Raw genomic sequence first — 16,064 nt, 5'->3', positions numbered from 1 at the left:
GCTGGATCGTCAGGTTCTCGCTCAGGCCTTCACCCACCAGCGAGTTCAGCCGCGGATCGCGATAGGCCGTCCACCAGGCAACCGTCGAAACGTCGCCGACCTTCCCCGCGCCCTCGTTGAACTTGGCCGGTAGCGGCATCTCCGGAGGGACGTGATCCGGACCACTCACGCAGCCCGCGAGAAGCGACAACGCGGCGAGGACTGCAAGGCGGCGCATGGGGTCTCCATTCAACAACGGGCACTGAGCGATTCGCTAACAAAGCATTGTCGATCATAGTTAATTTTTCATGCCGGGCCACGGATCCCGATGCGATGTTTTGTGTCGCGGGAAGAGTCCCTGGAGAAATTCGGTAACCAAGGCCGCTGCGCATGCCGAATACCATTGAATTCTAATCGATAGGATGTTATCTAATTCCATGACCAAAAAGATGAACAAAACGTGGGCTGAGTTCGCACCCTTGCTGATGATTTGCGGGCGCGGATGGCGCCGGGCGTTGAACACCGTTTTGACAGAGCACAAGCTTTCCGATGCAAGCGCCGCGCCGTTGATCACGCTGCTGCGCCATGGTGACCGGATCCCGCAGAATGTGCTTGCCGAGCGGGTCGGCGTGGAGGGGCCGACACTCGTTCGCGTGCTCGACAGTCTGGAGAATGACGGCTTGATCTGCCGGGTGCCCGATGAGGCGGACCGACGCATCAAGCTGGTGCAACTCACCGAAGGGGGCACAGCGATCGCGGAGCGCGCCGAAAGCTGTGCGGCCGAGCTGCGAGAACAGATCCTGGGCGATATCGAGCCGGAACAGGTCGATGCCGCCCTGGCCGTCTTGCGCGCGATCGCGGAGAAGACCGCGGCCCTAACCGGAACACAGGACAATGACGAGCAGCCATAATACGATCGGCCCGAGCCTCGCGGACGTCGTTTTTTCCATCAAGACCTTCGCCGCAGCCATGCTGGCGCTGCTGATCGCGCTGTGCTTCGACCTGACCAATCCCTATTGGGCAGTCGGCACGGTCTACATCGTGGCGCACCCCTTGTCGGGCGCGAGCACGTCGAAGGCGATCTACCGACTGATCGGCACGGCGCTCGGCGGCACCGTTACCGTCATCCTGATTCCCAACCTGGTAAATTCGCCGGAACTTCTGACGCTGGCGATCGCCCTCTGGATGGCGTTCTGCCTTGGTGTCAGCCTGCTGGACCGCACGCCGCGCAGCTATTCGTTCATGCTGGCCGGCTATACGACGGCGTTGACGGGATTTCCGATCGTTGCCAACCCGGATACCGCCTTCACCTATGCGACGGCTCGGGTCGAGGAGATTGCGCTCGGCATCATCTGCGCCGCAGTCGTCAACCGCATCGCCTTTCCGCGCCATGCCGGACCGGTCCTCGCTGCCCGCATCGACGCCTGGCTGAAAGATGGGGCGGACCTTGCGATTGGAACACTTGATGGCAAGGGGCGGGACGCATCGCTCCAGGCGGCTGCACGCAAGCTTGCCGCCGATGCGGTCGATCTGCACAGTTTCACCACCCACGTCGCCTACGATACGTCTGGCCTCCGCGACATGGTCGGCCGCACCAGGACCCTCCAGCAGCGGATGGTCGCGATGCTGCCAATCGTCTCGGGCCTTGCCGACGTTCTGCACGCCCTCGACAGCGCAACGGAGGGAAAGTTCCCGCCTGCGGTCAATGCGTTGATCGACAGAGTGACCGGAATGCTCGCAGCCAAGGTGTCTTATGGCGACGAGGAGAGACTGGAGCTTCTCGTCCTGATGGAGCGGGCTGAACAGGAGGGGCGCGCGCAGCAAGAGTGGACCGGGCTTCTTGCCCACAACTTTACGGCTCGCGTGCGCGACCTCCTGCAGATCTGGGGCGACTGCCTGGCCCTGCGCCAGGACATCGAATCCGGCACGCGACATGACTTGCGCTGGAAGCGTTTCGGCACGCTGTTCGACCGCGCTCCGATCCACAAGGACTACGGCATGGCCATACACTCCGGCCTGTCGGTCATGCTGGCGACCTTCATCGCGACGGCGATCTGGATCTTTACGGGCTGGCCCCAGGGAAGTGCCGCCGCGATGATGGCCGGCGTGCTCTGCTGCATCTTCTCGACGATGGACGATCCTGCTCCGATGATGCTGAAATTCCTGAACGTCGCGATCGTCACGGTGATGGCCGCCTTCGTCTTCCAGTTCGGTTTGATGCCGTTGATCCACGGCTATGTGCCGCTTGCAGCGGCGCTGGGGCTGGTTCTCATCCCTGCGGGCCTGATGATGACGCGGCCGTCGCTCTCGCTCTACGGCTTGGGCTTTTGCGTCAACTTTCCGAACATGCTTGCCTTGCAGGATCGGTTGAACCTCGATCTGGCATCCTTCCTGAACTCGAACATGGCGATGATCGTCGGGATGGTGGTCGCCTGCGGCACGACGGTGCTCGTCCGCTCCGTCGGCGCCGAGTGGAGCGCCTATCGGGTTCTTCGATCGGGCTGGGCCGATATCGTGGCCGTGGCGCGCAAGCGGGACGGGCCGGACTTTACGCGGTTGCTTTACCGCATGGTCGACCGGTTCGGGCTGGTGGCGCCAAGGCTTGCAATGATCCCTGCGGAATCAGCCGTCGCCCAGACCGATATCCTGCGCGATCTGCGCAACGGGCTGAACACGATGGAGCTGCAGCGACACAGGCAGCTGCTGGCTCGCGACAAGCGCGATGCGATCGACAGCGTGCTTGCCGGCGTTGCCGATCACTATCAGGAAAAGCAGCGCAGGCGCGATGCCCAACCGAACGACGGCCTGCTCAAGACCCTCGATAATGCCCTGCAGCAGCTGGTCGATGTCACCCGGTCATCGGCGGTCGAGGGAGCATGCCGCGCCGTGACCGCACTCCGATACAGCCTCTATCCGGACGCCGCTTCGGCGCTGCCGGCCGCGACCGGCAACGCCAGTCGCCAACCAGCAAAGGAGAACGCAGCATGAGACCGGAAATCGATCTCTACGGTGTTTTCGTACCCACGCTCGGCGCGATCGCCGTCGTCGCATTCATTCTCAACGCAATCCTGCGGCGGGCGCTGGCATTCACCGGCTTCTACCGCCTCGTCTGGCACAGGCCGCTCTTCGATACGGCCATGTACTTCTGCTTGCTCGGTGCTCTCGCGCTGTCTCTCAACAAGGTGTCGTTATGAAATCGCTTCTCGCTTACTCCGGCCGCTTCCTGCTGACCGGCGCCGTCGTGGCGCTCGCGGGTGTGCTCGGCTGGCATCTCTGGGACTACTACATGGACGAGCCGTGGACGCGCGACGGCAAGGTTCGCGCCGACGTCGTTCGCATTGCATCCGATGTCTCCGGCATCGTCAGCGAGGTCGACGCGCGGGACAACCAGACAATCCACAAGGGCGACGTCATCTTCCGTATCGATCAGGCGCGGTTCACGCTCGCGCTACGCCAGGCCGAAACCCAGATGGAGAGCAGCAAGGCCGCACTCGACATGGCCAAGAGCGATCTGGAGCTTTACCGCAAACTCGGCGAAAGCTCGGTCACTCGCCAGAAGATCCAGCAGGCGGAGACGACCGTGCAGCAGGATGAAGCGACTTATGATCAGGCCGTCATCAGCCGCGACACGGCGCAGCTCAATCTCGATCGCTCCGTGGTACGGGCTCCCGTCAACGGCGTTCTGACGAACTTTTCGATGCGTCCCGGCAACTACGTCACGGCCGGAAGCGCGGTTACAGCGCTGATCGACAGCGATTCCTACTATATTTCCGGGTATTTCGAGGAGAACAAGCTCGATCGCATCAAAGTCGGCGACGAAGCGGTCGTCTACCTCATGGGCAGCAAGACCCCGCTGAAGGGCCATGTGGACGGTGTCGCCGGCGGTATCGAAGATCGCGAGCGCAGCGATACCAGCGCTCAACTTGCCAATGTCACTCCGACGTTTACCTGGGTGCGGCTGGCGCAGCGCGTCCCCGTCCGGGTCGCACTCGATGACCTGCCTGACGGCACGGCACTGGTCGCCGGCCGAACCGCCAGCGTGACGATCATCGAGTGACCATCGTCGACTGACCCCTCAACGAACACCGGGAGCGACCCAGGCAGGGGCCGTGCTCGCAATGCCGAAGTTCACCGGTCCAGGCGTCCCGTGGACGGGCGGTGAGCAGGGGCTCGACGCGAGGCAGCGCCCGGTCGGCCCTCTCTGTGACGCAATAGCGGACGCCCAGCGACCAGGAGACAGCCGTGGACGATCGCCACGTCATCGAAATTACTGCTTGGCTGATGCAGAGCGGGCTGAAAGGCATGTCGGAAGCCGATCTGCTTGCCGGTTTCTGCGAGCGGTGCCGCGCCATCGGGATGCCTGTCGAGCGGTCCGTCGCGGTCATGGATACGCTTCATCCGATCTACGAGGGGCGTGCTTTTCGCTGGGATGCGCGGCAGGACATCGAGCGGGTTTCGGAATATGGCGTCGCCGGCCCGGGAAATTTCTCGGACAACTGGCTCCGTTCCGCTTTCCACCATCTGGAAACCGGGGACGCGAACGAGGTGCGGCGGTGTTTTCATCGTGGCGATCCGGTCGATTTTTATCTTCTGGACGATCTGAAAGCATCGGGGTTCACGGATTTTATCGCCATGGCCCATCGCTTCGGCGACGGGGGGACGATCGGCGAGATCGATTGCTTCTTCTCGCATTTTGCAACCCGGGCGAGGGAAGGATTTTCCGAGAGCGATCTCGCGGCGTTGCGCGAACTGCTTCCTTGCCTTGCGCTCGCCGTAAAATGCGTGACCGTCAGTGGCGTGGCCGGAACGATCGCCAGGGTCTATCTCGGCGAGGATGCGGCCAACCAGGTCCTGCACGGCAAGATCACAAGGGGGCGGAGCGATCGCATCTCGGCGGCACTCTGGTTTTCCGACCTCGCCAACTTCACACACATATCGGACACGGTCGACCCGGAAGAGATCATCCCGATGCTGAACGACTATGCCGATGCGGTGATATCCTCCGTTCAGGAGGCTGGCGGCGAGGTGCTGAAGCTGATGGGCGACGGAACGCTCGCCATCTTCAGGGGCAGGAAACCGACGGAGGCCTGCGCCGCAGCGTTGAGCGCTCGCGCGATGCTCGACAAGCGCCTGGCCGATCTGAACGCCCAGCGCCGCATCGAGGGACGCCCGATCACCGACGTCTACCTCGGCCTGCACATGGGAGATGTCTTCTACGGCAATATCGGCAGCAGGGACCGTCTCGACTTCACCGTGATCGGGCCGGCGGTGAATGAGGTCAGCCGCATCGTATCGCTCTGCCGGTCGTTGCAGCGCAAGGTGCTGATGTCGGCAAGCTTCGCGGCAATCGTTCCGCAGGCGCAACTCGATGACCTGCTGTCGATCGGCCAGCATGCGCTGCGCGGCGTCAATCGGGCGCAGGAACTCTTTACGCTGATCCCGGCCCTCTAGTCTGAAATGCACCTGCCTTGAAACGGCACATCAGGGCGACGCCGCCTTCAGGCTTGCTTGCGCTGCCCTTGCCAAAATGTCGCAGAGCAGGGTTTCGAAGCTGAAGTCGCGCTCATGCGCTTGACGAATACTCAACTCCGGAAATGTATGGGGGAATAGTTCGCGCTGTAGTCGGCATGGAGATTTGAATGAACTTCCTGCAGTCCATCCTGCATCAAGCTCCCGAAGTTGCTCTTTTTCTCTCATTGGCCGGCGGTTACTGGATCGGCAAATTTCAGTTCGGAAGGTTTCAGCTCGGCGGCGTCGCAGGTTCGCTGCTTGTTGCGGTCCTCATCAGCCAGATCGGCGTCACCATCGACAGCGGCATAAAGGCGGTGCTGTTTGCGCTGTTCATCTATGCCGTCGGCTTCGAGAGCGGACCCCAGTTCTTCCGGTCCCTGGGACGTCAATCGCTGCGTGAAATCGTCATGGCGGCGGTGTTGGCGATCACCGGTCTCGTCACGGTCATCGTGCTGGCACGGGTCTTCGGCCTCGACAAGGGGCTTGCGGCCGGCATTGCGGCCGGCGGGCTCACCCAGTCGGCAATCATCGGCACAGCGAGTTCGGCAATCGCCAAGCTCGGCCTGGCCGCCGACGAGGTGCAGCGGCTGCAGGCCAATGTCGCGATCGGCTATGCCGTCACCTACATCTTCGGCTCCTTCGGCGCGATCATCGTCTGCGTGAACATCCTGCCGTGGTTCATGAAGCGCGAGATTCGGGACGATGCGATCAAGGCGGAAGCGGAGATGCTGGCGGGCGGGCATGCCTACGGGCCCGGCGAAACAGCCGCGCTGCCGGATATCGTCGGCCGCCTGTTCCGAGTGGAGCAGGCGGCGGGACGCAGGCTGTCCGAGATAGAGACGGCGGCGGTCTCCATCGAACGCGTCAAGCGTCACAACGCGCTGCTCGGCATTCAACCCGATCTGGCGCTCGAGACGGGCGACGTTGTCCTCGTCGTCGGGCGGCGCGGCGGCGTCGTGGAGGTTAGCGAGAGGATCGGACCGGAGATCCAATCTTCCGAAGGGATGGATGTCATCGTCGTTACCCGCGATGTCGCGATCACCAATCCGGATTTTGCAGGGCGTACTGTTGGAGAGATACGCAAGGCGACGAACGACGGCGTGCGCCACGGTGTTTTTGTCATCGAGGTAAAACGCGGCGGACAGAAGCTCACGCTGGCGGAGGACACGAAAATCCAGTCGGGAGACGTCGTCAGCCTGTACGGTACCGCGGAGGACGTGCAACGGGTGGCAAAACGGGTCGGGCCCGTCATCGTCCAGAGCGACAAGACCGATTTCGTCTTCCATGGCTTCGGTATCGTGGTCGGCCTGCTTGTCGGGTTGCTGGTGATCCGGATCGGGTCCATTCCGCTGACGCTCGGCAGCGGAGGGGGCGCGTTGCTCGCGGGTCTGGCCTTCGGCTGGTACCGCAGCCGCAACATGACGATCGGCAACTTGCCAACAGCGGCCTCGACGCTGCTGCGCGACCTCGGCCTTGCCGGTTTCGTCGCGGTCGTCGGGCTGCAATCCGGACAGCAGGCCGTAACGACGATCGTCAGCAGCGGGCTATCGATCTTCCTCATCGGCGTTGCCGTGACAATCGTGCCCATGCTGATCACCATGCTCGTCGGCCGCTATGTCCTGAAATACGAAAACGTCGCGATTTTTGCGGGCGCACTGTCGGGCTCGCGAAGCGCCAATCCCGCCTTCGGCGAGATTCTCGACAAGGCCGGCAATTCGGTGCCGACCGTTCCGTTTGCCATCACCTATGCGCTGGCGAACGTCTTTCTCACGCTTCTCGGTCCCCTCGTCGTAGCCTTCGTCTGAAACATCCGGAGCAACTGACATGACTGTCGACTACAGCCGCTATGCAAAACTCAGCCCCTTCGAACTCAAGGACGAGTTGATCAAGCTCGCCTCGGGCAAGGAAAACAGGACGATGCTGAATGCCGGGCGTGGCAACCCGAATTTTCTGGCCACCCTGCCGCGGCGGGCGTTTTTCCGCTTGGGCCTGTTTGCCACGGCCGAAGCCGAGCTTTCGTACTCCTACATGAACACGGGAATCGGCGGCCTGCCCAACATCGACGGTATCGAAGGTCGCTTCGAGCGGTTCACCAGCGAGAACCTGGACCTGGAGGGCGTCGCCTTCCTGCAGCGCGCGTTGAGCTATGTCCGCGATCAGCTCGGGCTATCCGCGTCGGCTTTTCTTCACGAGATGGTCGAGGGTATTCTCGGCTGCAACTATCCCGTTCCGCCCCGCATGCTGCAGGTCAGCGAGGAGATTGTCCGCCACTACGTCGTCAAGGAGATGATCGGCGGGCAGTTGCCGGCGGACACGATCGACGTTTTCGCCGTCGAGGGCGGCACGGCGGCGATGACCTACATTTTCAATAGTTTGAAGCAGAACGGGATCGTCAAGCGAGGCGACAAGGTCGCCATCGGCATGCCGGTTTTCACGCCCTATATCGAAATCCCCGAGCTCGACGAATATGGTCTGGTCGAAGTGCCGATCAATGCCGATCCGTCGATGAACTGGCAGTATCCGGACTCGGAGCTGGAGAAGCTCAAGGATCCCGCCATCAAGGTGTTCTTCTGCATCAATCCCAGCAACCCGCCATCGGTGAAGCTGGACGACAGGAGCCTGCGGAAGATTGCCGACATCATCGACAAGGACAGGTCCGATCTCATCGTCCTCACCGACGACGTCTACGGCACATTCGCCGACGATTTTCGTTCGCTCTTTGCGACATGCCCAAGCAACACGATCCTGGTCTATTCGTTCTCCAAATATTTCGGAGCGACCGGGTGGCGACTGGGCGTTATCGCCACACATCGCGACAACGTTCTCGACAAAGCGCTGGCGGCACTTCCTGAACCGGTGAAGGTGTCGCTGGACAAGCGCTACGGTTCCCTGTTGCCGGACGTGCGCTCGCTCAAATTCATCGACCGTCTCGTTGCGGACAGCCGTACTGTCGCCTTGAATCACACGGCCGGCCTTTCCACGCCGCAACAGGTGCAGATGGTGCTGTTCTCGCTCTTCGCCCTCATGGACGAAACCGACAGCTACAAGGCGACGCTGAAGAAGGTAATCCGCAGACGCGAATCGGTGCTCTATCGCGAGCTCGGCGTCCCGGTGAGCGAAGATCCGAACGGTGTCGACTACTACACCCTCCTCGACCTGGAGGAGATATCGCGCAAGCTCTACGGCGATGCTTTCGCCGCCTGGATCAAGGAGCAATCGAGCGCAGGCGACCTGCTGTTTCGCATTGCCGATCAGACCGGTATCGTCCTCTTGCCCGGACGTGGTTTCGGCACGCAGCAGCCTTCCGGCCGCGTTTCGCTCGCCAATCTCAACGAGTACGAATATGCGGCGATCGGAAAGGCGTTGAGGAAGATGGCGGATCAATACTACGAACAGTTTCGCAAACTGGAGACGTAGGCCATCGTAGCGACGACATCATCGGGCCGGTCGCGAACGGCCACCGGCGCTTCCCCGATGATGTTCGGTGAGCAGCCTGCCCAGCTTTGATATCACGCCGTCAATACCGTCGGGCGCAACGCGCGCGATCCCGAACAGCAGTCCGGGCCGCGGCGCGTTGAGGTGAAAGCGCGACATGGATTGCGGCGCCAATCCATGCAGACGCAGAGCGGCGGCAATCGTCTCGTCTTCAGCCGCGGCGTCACGGAACCAGGTCGCGAGCTGCAAGCCCCCGGAGCCGCTGCCGACCTCAAGGATTGAGCCGCAGTGCCTTGTCAGCGCCTGGACGGTTGCCATCATTCGTTCTGCATACTTGGCATTCATCTGCCTCAGATGCACTCGCAGACGGCCATCGCGGATGAAGTCGGCGAGTGCTGCCTGTATATGGATCGAGACCGCGGCCCCGCGCATCCGGAGCGCCGACGATGCGTCCGCGACCAACCAAAACGGGACGATGACATAGGCGACGCGCAGGCCAGGCGCCAGAATCTTCGAGAAGGTGCCGAGATAGGCGACCACATCATGGCGGTCTATGCCCTGAAGCGCCGCGATCGGACGCGAACCATATTGAAAGTCGCTGTCGTAATCGTCCTCGAGGACCAGTGCGCCACATGCATGCGCCATCTCCAGCAAGGCGAGCCGGCGCTGGAGGCTCATGGTCGCGCCTGTAGGGTATTGGTGGGACGGCGTCACATATATCAATCGGGGCTTGGGACCTTCTGCCCGACTGACGTCAATGCCGCTTTCGTCGCAGGGAACCGGTACGACGCGTGCGCCGGCAGCACGCAGCAGGGACTTTGCGGCGGGATATCCTGGTTCTTCCACCCAGGCGATATCGTTGCCGTGGGTGCGCAGTCTGAAGGAAGCGAGCAGATCGATCGCCACCCTCGTGGACGGCACGATCAGCACTTGCTCGGGCAGAGCCGCGACGCCGCGCGTGGCGGCGAGATGCTGGACGATGGCTTCCCGGAGATCATGAATTCCGCACGCATCGCCATAGCCCAGGTCGTGGATGCGTAGCGCGCGGGCCCGCGAGGCGAGGTAGCGCGCCCAGACCGCGTGGGGAAAATCGGAAAGATCGGGCACTCCGGGTTCCAGCAGCATCTCATTGGCCGGCGGCGGCGCTGCCGATGGCGGCAGGCTAGGTGTGCGGCCTCCGCCGATAGGCGACATGGAAAGCAAGGCGACACGGCTTGCCGCGCCGGCCGTCGATTCGAGATAGCCTTCTGCCTTCAAACGTTCATAGGCGTTCACGATCGTCGAGCGTGCGACGCCGAGCGATGCTGCGAGCGCCCGCGTTGACGGCAGGCGCTGGCCTGCCGCGGTATGCCCGGAAAGAATGCGGTCGCGCATTGCCCGGTAAATCTGACCCTCGAGGTCGCCGGCAGCACGCTCGATGGGAAGCCACGTCGAGGAAGGAGCGGACATAAGGCGCTTTCAAACTGGTCTGTCGCGAATGATCAAAGTGGAGGTTTACGCCAGACCTCTTTAAGCGAAAAACAGACACGCCGCAAAACTGTTCAGGGAACTGTTTTGTCACGTGATATTCTGAACAGCGACGACAAGGATTTTTGATGGACCTCTCAGATTGGAAGGGCGTAGCGCGTCCAGACCGCGCACCCCTGGATGGCCGCTATACCAGGCTTGAACCTCTGGACCCGGCGCGGCACGGCAACAACCTGCTGGCCTCGGCCCAGCAACCGGGTGCTGACGACCGGTTCCGTTACCTGTTCGAGGACGTGCCCGCCGATCTGCCGGCCTTTTCGCCGTGGCTCGAAAAGGCGGCTGCATCGCTGGATCCGCTGTTTTTTGCGGTGATCGACAAGACGACCGGGCGGGCCGAGGGACGCCAGGCGCTGATGCGCATCGATACGGCGAACGGGGTGATCGAGATCGGCAACATTCTGTGGGGTCCCGCCATCGCGCGTACGCGCATTTCGACCGAAGCACTCTTCCTGTTCGCGAGCTATGCCTTCGATACGCTGGGGTATCGACGCTTTGAATGGAAGTGCAACAATCTCAACGAACCTTCCAAGAAGGCCGCCCTGCGTTTCGGCTTCACGTTCGAAGGGGTCTTCCGGCAGCATATGGTCGCCAAGGGAAAGAACCGCGACACCGCATGGTTTGCCATGATCGACGCGGACTGGCCCCGGTTGAAGGCGGGTTACGAGGCGTGGCTGGGGCCTGCCAATTTCGACGCGGGCGGGCAGCAGAAAACCAAGCTTCGTTTCGACTGAGCTTGCGGATTTCGCCGGGGTGTTCGCCGGAACGATACAGCGCGGATGAAGAACTTTATCATATTAACTGTTGCTTAATTAAAAGAGCGCATCTTCATCGTGCTGCAAGGGCATATGTGCAGCACGCATGTAAGACATGGCAGTGCATTGACTTTGCTAAAAAAAGGGGTTCGCCGTCACCTGCTGCGAGCCCCTTTTTTCGTTTGATGCCAGGCCGTTTTACTGTCCACCCGGAAGGGTTGGCGACGGCACACCGATACGGATCGCCTTTGAGAAGTTCGGTGACAGGCCATCGTCCCGCGCACGCTGGTCGATGTGGGAAACGGATCTGAGTTCCGCCAACGGAATCGATGTGTCCAGGGCGCCGCGATCGTAAGCGTAGTCGGGGAGGTACCCGTTGACGATGAGCCGCCAGTCGAGCGGAACAACGTCGCCCACCAGGCGTATCATCCTTACGACAGTCGTCGTGCAGTTGGTCGTAATCGAGTTGTAGAAGGCCGGAGTTCCGGCGAGCTCATTGGCATCGGCGACGTATTGGCGGAGCAGGAGCCGGATTGCCGCCGGAGACGCTCTTAGCCGATAGATCTGCACGTCTTCGCCGCGAAAGTTTGACCGAACGCCGACGACATCGCGCTCATCGGCAGCGATGATCACAAGGGGATTGCTCTTGAACAGATCGGCGAGCGGTGAAAATGCTCCGCCGACCCGACGGCGCACCTCAACCGACCAGGCGAGCTGCTCGCCATCCTCGAAGCCGAAGCTCATGATGACATGGGCGATTTTCGGTCCCGCCCAGTATGACATGAACAGGTCGATCGTGCGCAGCTTGTCAAGGTCGTAGGTCCGGGTTGTCCATCGCTCGGTAAATTCGTCTTTGCCATGCCATTCGAAGTCGCGGACATTGGTCAATGTCAGCATGTCACCGTCGATTTCGCCCGTGACCTGCCGGGCGACATCCGGGGCCCAGTTGGCCTGCCCGATGGGCTTGATCGTCGCCCACCAGGCCAAGACCGCGATAAACGCGATTGTAAACGCGAGTATTGCCCAAAGACGCCCACGACCGAAGAGCATCGTGATCACGCAGAGCCCGAAAAGGCCGAACAGACCGGCAGTGAAGCCTCTTGCGAACTCCGCAACGGGCAGGCGGTACCATATCGCCAGTGAAGACCACGCCGCCGCCAAAGCGACGACAATTGCCAGCGCAGCGGTCAAAATGAGCCAAATCAGTCGACGCAATCTCGTCTCCGTCCCTGAGTGTATCGCAGCAGGCAGTCTGGACGCGAAGCTAGCTGCTTGCGTGCGAAGAGACCATAGGGCTTACCGCCAGATGTTACAGATACCGGGCCAGCGATCATTTCGCGAACGTGTTCCTCCTCATCCGATTATCGGCGGGCCGCAGGAGAAATCCTTGAGCGCGGGCAATCCGACCACTATGAAGAGCGTCAATCGCGCCGCAAATCAGATGGATAGTCCCATGAATCTCGACGTACAGCAGCTAAACGGAGCCTGCCACTGCGGAACCGTTCGCTTCAATGTCAAATTGAAGAATGGTCTTCATACCGCCCGTCGCTGCACCTGCTCATACTGCCAGCTGAAGGGCGCTGTTGCTGTCTCCGCTGCCAAGGACGGGGTCGCCGTCGTTTCCGGAGGCGAGTTGCTGACCAAGTATCAGTTCAATACAAACGCAGCCGAACACTATTTCTGCTCGAAGTGCGGCATCTACACCTTCCACAAGCCACGCTCGAACCCGGATTTCTACGGTGTCAATGCGGCATGTCTGGAGGGGATCAGCCCTTTCGACTTCGAGGAAGTGCCCGTCAACGACGGCATCAACCATCCTCTGGACACCAAGGGTTCGACCGGTCCCCGGCTCGCGGGAACCCTCCGGTACATCCCGGCGAAATGAAGCGAGACACGCGGCTGCCTCGATCACCCCCGCCGTTTTTCCCCCAATAAAAACACCAGGAGGACACAGCACTGCAGGCCAAGGGACAATGGCAGCCCCTGATGTCCGATCAATTGCATTGTCAGACCTGTCGAGGGTGAGCCCACAATGCCGCCGATACCCCACACGACCGCGAAGGCCGCGTTGCCGGCGATCAGGGCCTGACCGGTGAAGCGCTCGCCAAGCTGGATCAGCGACAAGGTGTATATCCCGAACGAGACCCCGCCCCAGACGAAAACGAGCGGCCAGATGAGCCACGAGTTGAAGATCGATGGCAACAGCAGGCAGCCGGCCAGCGAAGCGAGGGCACAGAATAGCAGGGTCGGAGTCGAGCCAAACCGTTCGGCCACCCGCCCGAGCAAAATCTGCAGCATGGCGTTGCCTGCGATGAAGCAGGTGATGAGCGAAGCGATGCGCTCCTCGGCGCTGCCGAGCGCGGCGCCGTAGACAGCGAACAAGGAAAGCATAATCTGCTCGAAGGCGGCTGCGGCGAAAACCGAAAACAACAGGAGCGGCGCCAGCGCGAAGAACCCGCCGACGGATGTTGCCTCGCCTTCCTGCGGCATGTCGGGCAGGCGCGGCACGACAGCAAGCACGATCAGGCCGCAGAGAAGGAAGGCCACGACGCCGATCACGAATGGCGGCCAGTCCTCGGTGCCGACCAGGCCGAGCGATAGCGGTCCAAGGGCGAAGCCACCGGAAACGACCGATGAATAGAGGCCCATGATGCGGCCCCGCCGTGGCGCGGGCGCGATCGTGAGCAGCCAGGTTTCGCTGATCACGTAAAGCGGATTGGCAAAGAAACCGAGCAGGAAACGCAGCGGCATCCAGGCCCAGACTTCCTGTGTCCAGCCAATCGCGATCAGGCTGAGCGCGGCCAGGACCGAACACAGGATCGCAAGGCGCGCGCCGCCCACGCGCCGCACCAGCGCTGGAATGAAGGGCGCGGAGACAATGAAACCCAGCGGCGTCATCGCTGCCGACAAGCCGATCAGGCCTGGTGATGTGCCTTGCCGCTCCAGGACGAAGCTCAGCAGCGGATAGGTCAGCCCCTGTGCCAGGGCGAATACCGTGACGGTCGCGATGATGCCAGCCATCGCGGCCCGTGGAATCCGATCTTCTCGTTGTGATGTCGTGCTTTCCGCAGTCATGCAAACCTCGGGGATCCTCGCCCTGAAAGAGTATGCATTCTGCAGGACACGAACGGCGCCGTAATTAAGCTCTCCCAAATAGTTCTCAATATCTTCCAAACGGACTATAGATGCGCCCTATGCAGGGATCGCGTTTTGCCTTTGGTCCGTTCGTGCTTGATCCGGATGCGGGAACGCTCCTTCGGGACAAGGAGCCAGTTGCCGTTGGCTACCGCGGGCTAAAGCTGCTTGCGGCGCTCGTCAGCCGGCCCGGTGAAATCCTCGGCAAGGCCGAGTTGATGGACGCGGCGTGGCCGGACACGGCCGTCGAGGAGGGCAACCTCACGGTCCAAATCGCGCTCCTCAGGAAGCTGCTGGGTCCGGCCGCCGACGGCGGTCAATGGATCGCCACGGTCACGCGCGTCGGCTACCGCTTCACAGGCGCCATCGAACCCCTCGGCGTGAAGCGAAAACCTTTGCCGCTTCCCGGCAAACCGTCGATCGCCGTGCTGCCTTTCGTCAACGTCAGCAACGATCCCGAGCAGGAGTCCTTCGCGGATGGATTGACCGAAGACCTGATCACGGACTTGTCCCGGATCTCCGGCCTGTTTGTCATCGCGCGCAACTCGGCTTTCGCCTACAAAGGGAAGGCGATGGACGTGCGCGCAATCGCCGAAGACCTTGGCGTGCGCTACCTGCTGGAGGGTAGCGCAAGGCGCGCCGAGGGGCGCGTGCGCATCAACGCCCAACTGGTCGACGCGGTGAGTGGCGACCATCTGTGGGCGGAACGCTTCGACCGCAGCCTCGACGATATATTTGCCGTTCAGGACGAGGTCACCGGCAAGATCGTGGAGGCGCTGACCGGCCGGCTGAGCGCACCGCCGCCACGCAATCGCCCCAGGAACATCGAGGCTTACGATCTCTGCGTGCGGGCGCGCAAGCTGATGGACGATTCACCGCAGACGGCGCAGGAAGCGCACCTCATGCTGACGCGCGCGGTTTCGCTCGATCCGGAATATGCCGAGGCCTATCGCTGGCTTGCGATGAACCACTGGATGGGATGGGTCCATTCCGGAGGCCCGACCGAATCTTCCCGCAGCGTCGCTTTGGAACTGGCGCGCAAAGCAGTGGCGATCGATCCCAACGATGCCGGCTGCCGCTGGATCCTGGCTTATCTGCTTGCCTACGACCGCAGCTTCGACGAGGCGGATGCGGAATTCGTCAGGGCGATCGAACTTGACCCGAACGAGGCCGACGCATGGGCGGCATTGTCCGACATCGCGGTCCTGGCCGGGCGCGTCGGCGAGGGCACCGAGCATATCCGCAAGGCGTTCCGGCTGAACCCATTTCCGGCAAGTTGGTATTATCTGACGCTCGGTCAGGCGCAGTACGCGGCGGGCGAATACGCCGCCGCTGTGGAGACGCTGCGCAGGGACGAGACGTACCGGACGAGCTCACGCCGTTTCCTGGCGGCGAGCCTTGCCCAACTGGGCCGGCTTGAGGAGGCACGCGCAGAGGTCGAGCTGTTTCTCGTCGGCAACCCGCATTTCACAACCCGCCACTGGGCGGCGACGGAACCATTCCGGGACGCAGCGACGCTTGCGCATTTTGTCGATGGCTACCGCAAGGCCGGTCTTCCGGAGTAGCGCGCAGTGATGACCTGCCGCAACAGCCATCTGATTCCCCAAAGGTCAGTATCCGCAATTGCAAATTCGATGTAAAACACCGTCGAAGGGGCGGATATTTTCCCCTTCCGCAAGTCGATGGTGAATATGCGCGCCCGCAGAGCATGCATTCCGATCGAAT

The 16,064-nt window shown here is 61.8% G+C and carries 13 protein-coding genes and 1 pseudogene; 10 read left to right on the top strand and 4 right to left on the bottom strand.

The features are described 5' to 3' along the window. Positions 1-217 (bottom strand): annotated as a pseudogene (locus ASC97_RS23445) (efflux transporter outer membrane subunit); the annotation flags it as partial. A 211-nt stretch (positions 218-428) separates the two neighbouring features. Between ASC97_RS23445 and ASC97_RS23440 the strand changes: the two are divergent. From ASC97_RS23440 to ASC97_RS23410, 7 genes are all read left to right on the top strand, one after another. Then, positions 429-890, top strand: coding sequence for a MarR family winged helix-turn-helix transcriptional regulator (locus tag ASC97_RS23440; protein ID WP_113001438.1), 462 nt, complete (start codon positions 429-431; stop codon positions 888-890). Further along, complete coding sequence (locus tag ASC97_RS23435) at positions 874-2,967, top strand: FUSC family protein (RefSeq protein WP_057470744.1); 2,094 nt, start codon at positions 874-876, stop codon at positions 2,965-2,967. Before ASC97_RS23440 ends, ASC97_RS23435 begins: the two co-directional genes overlap by 17 nt. Further along, entirely contained in the window at positions 2,964-3,173 is a 210-nt protein-coding gene (locus ASC97_RS23430; RefSeq protein ID WP_057470743.1) for a DUF1656 domain-containing protein, read from the top strand. The genes ASC97_RS23435 and ASC97_RS23430 overlap by 4 nt, the downstream gene beginning before the upstream one ends. After that, positions 3,170-4,036, top strand: coding sequence for an efflux RND transporter periplasmic adaptor subunit (locus ASC97_RS23425; RefSeq protein ID WP_057470742.1), 867 nt, complete (start codon positions 3,170-3,172; stop codon positions 4,034-4,036). Before ASC97_RS23430 ends, ASC97_RS23425 begins: the two co-directional genes overlap by 4 nt. Before the next feature lie 185 nt (positions 4,037-4,221). Next, positions 4,222-5,430: an adenylate/guanylate cyclase domain-containing protein gene (locus ASC97_RS23420; protein WP_057470741.1), complete on the top strand. Its 1,209-nt coding sequence runs from the start codon at positions 4,222-4,224 to the stop codon at positions 5,428-5,430. Positions 5,431-5,618: 188 nt separating this feature from the next. After that, entirely contained in the window at positions 5,619-7,295 is a 1,677-nt protein-coding gene (aspT, locus tag ASC97_RS23415; protein ID WP_057470740.1) for an aspartate-alanine antiporter, read from the top strand. A gap of 19 nt (positions 7,296-7,314) precedes the next feature. Next, on the top strand, positions 7,315-8,907 hold the full coding sequence (locus ASC97_RS23410; RefSeq protein WP_057470739.1) for a bifunctional aspartate transaminase/aspartate 4-decarboxylase: 1,593 nt from the start codon (positions 7,315-7,317) through the stop codon (positions 8,905-8,907). Positions 8,908-8,925: 18 nt separating this feature from the next. Here ASC97_RS23410 and pdxR read toward each other — a convergent pair whose 3' ends face one another. Next, positions 8,926-10,374, bottom strand: coding sequence for a MocR-like pyridoxine biosynthesis transcription factor PdxR (pdxR, locus tag ASC97_RS23405; protein WP_057470738.1), 1,449 nt, complete (start codon positions 10,372-10,374; stop codon positions 8,926-8,928). Between the two features lie 146 nt (positions 10,375-10,520). Here pdxR and ASC97_RS23400 point away from each other — a divergent pair, with 146 nt between their 5' ends. Beyond that, positions 10,521-11,183 (top strand): GNAT family N-acetyltransferase, encoded by a 663-nt coding sequence (locus tag ASC97_RS23400; RefSeq protein WP_057470737.1) that lies wholly within the window; start codon positions 10,521-10,523, stop codon positions 11,181-11,183. A 219-nt stretch (positions 11,184-11,402) separates the two neighbouring features. Here the strand turns inward: ASC97_RS23400 and ASC97_RS23395 are convergent, their stop codons facing one another. Next, positions 11,403-12,419: an Lnb N-terminal periplasmic domain-containing protein gene (locus ASC97_RS23395; protein ID WP_057470736.1), complete on the bottom strand. Its 1,017-nt coding sequence runs from the start codon at positions 12,417-12,419 to the stop codon at positions 11,403-11,405. Between the two features lie 238 nt (positions 12,420-12,657). Between ASC97_RS23395 and ASC97_RS23390 the strand changes: the two genes are divergently transcribed. Then, positions 12,658-13,089, top strand: coding sequence for a GFA family protein (locus ASC97_RS23390; RefSeq protein ID WP_057470754.1), 432 nt, complete (start codon positions 12,658-12,660; stop codon positions 13,087-13,089). Between the two features lie 23 nt (positions 13,090-13,112). On the opposite strand, the gene ASC97_RS23385 is transcribed toward ASC97_RS23390, so the two are convergent. Beyond that, positions 13,113-14,279, bottom strand: a complete 1,167-nt coding sequence (locus ASC97_RS23385) for an MFS transporter (protein ID WP_057470735.1) — start codon at positions 14,277-14,279, stop codon at positions 13,113-13,115. A gap of 119 nt (positions 14,280-14,398) precedes the next feature. Here ASC97_RS23385 and ASC97_RS23380 point away from each other — a divergent pair, with 119 nt between their 5' ends. Beyond that, the gene (locus ASC97_RS23380) at positions 14,399-15,904 is read left to right on the top strand and encodes a winged helix-turn-helix domain-containing tetratricopeptide repeat protein (RefSeq protein WP_057470734.1); all 1,506 of its coding nucleotides are present in this window, start codon (positions 14,399-14,401) and stop codon (positions 15,902-15,904) included. Positions 15,905-16,064 lie beyond the last annotated feature (160 nt).

This window comes from Rhizobium sp. Root1203 (genome assembly GCF_001424945.1).
In the GTDB taxonomy this organism is placed as follows: Bacteria; Pseudomonadota; Alphaproteobacteria; order Rhizobiales; family Rhizobiaceae; genus Rhizobium.
Note: the sequence above shows the minus strand (reverse complement) of the source record. Positions and strands in the feature narration are given on the sequence as shown.

Coding starts and splice junctions, on each gene's coding strand:
- ASC97_RS23440 (WP_113001438.1), top strand. CDS start 429: ATGAACAAAACGTGGGCTGAGTTCGCACCCTTGCTGATGATTTGCGGG.
- ASC97_RS23435 (WP_057470744.1), top strand. CDS start 874: ATGACGAGCAGCCATAATACGATCGGCCCGAGCCTCGCGGACGTCGTT.
- ASC97_RS23430 (WP_057470743.1), top strand. CDS start 2,964: ATGAGACCGGAAATCGATCTCTACGGTGTTTTCGTACCCACGCTCGGC.
- ASC97_RS23425 (WP_057470742.1), top strand. CDS start 3,170: ATGAAATCGCTTCTCGCTTACTCCGGCCGCTTCCTGCTGACCGGCGCC.
- aspT (WP_057470740.1), top strand. CDS start 5,619: ATGAACTTCCTGCAGTCCATCCTGCATCAAGCTCCCGAAGTTGCTCTT.
- ASC97_RS23410 (WP_057470739.1), top strand. CDS start 7,315: ATGACTGTCGACTACAGCCGCTATGCAAAACTCAGCCCCTTCGAACTC.
- pdxR (WP_057470738.1), bottom strand. CDS start 10,374: ATGTCCGCTCCTTCCTCGACGTGGCTTCCCATCGAGCGTGCTGCCGGC.
- ASC97_RS23400 (WP_057470737.1), top strand. CDS start 10,521: ATGGACCTCTCAGATTGGAAGGGCGTAGCGCGTCCAGACCGCGCACCC.
- ASC97_RS23390 (WP_057470754.1), top strand. CDS start 12,658: ATGAATCTCGACGTACAGCAGCTAAACGGAGCCTGCCACTGCGGAACC.
- ASC97_RS23385 (WP_057470735.1), bottom strand. CDS start 14,279: ATGACTGCGGAAAGCACGACATCACAACGAGAAGATCGGATTCCACGG.
- ASC97_RS23380 (WP_057470734.1), top strand. CDS start 14,399: ATGCAGGGATCGCGTTTTGCCTTTGGTCCGTTCGTGCTTGATCCGGAT.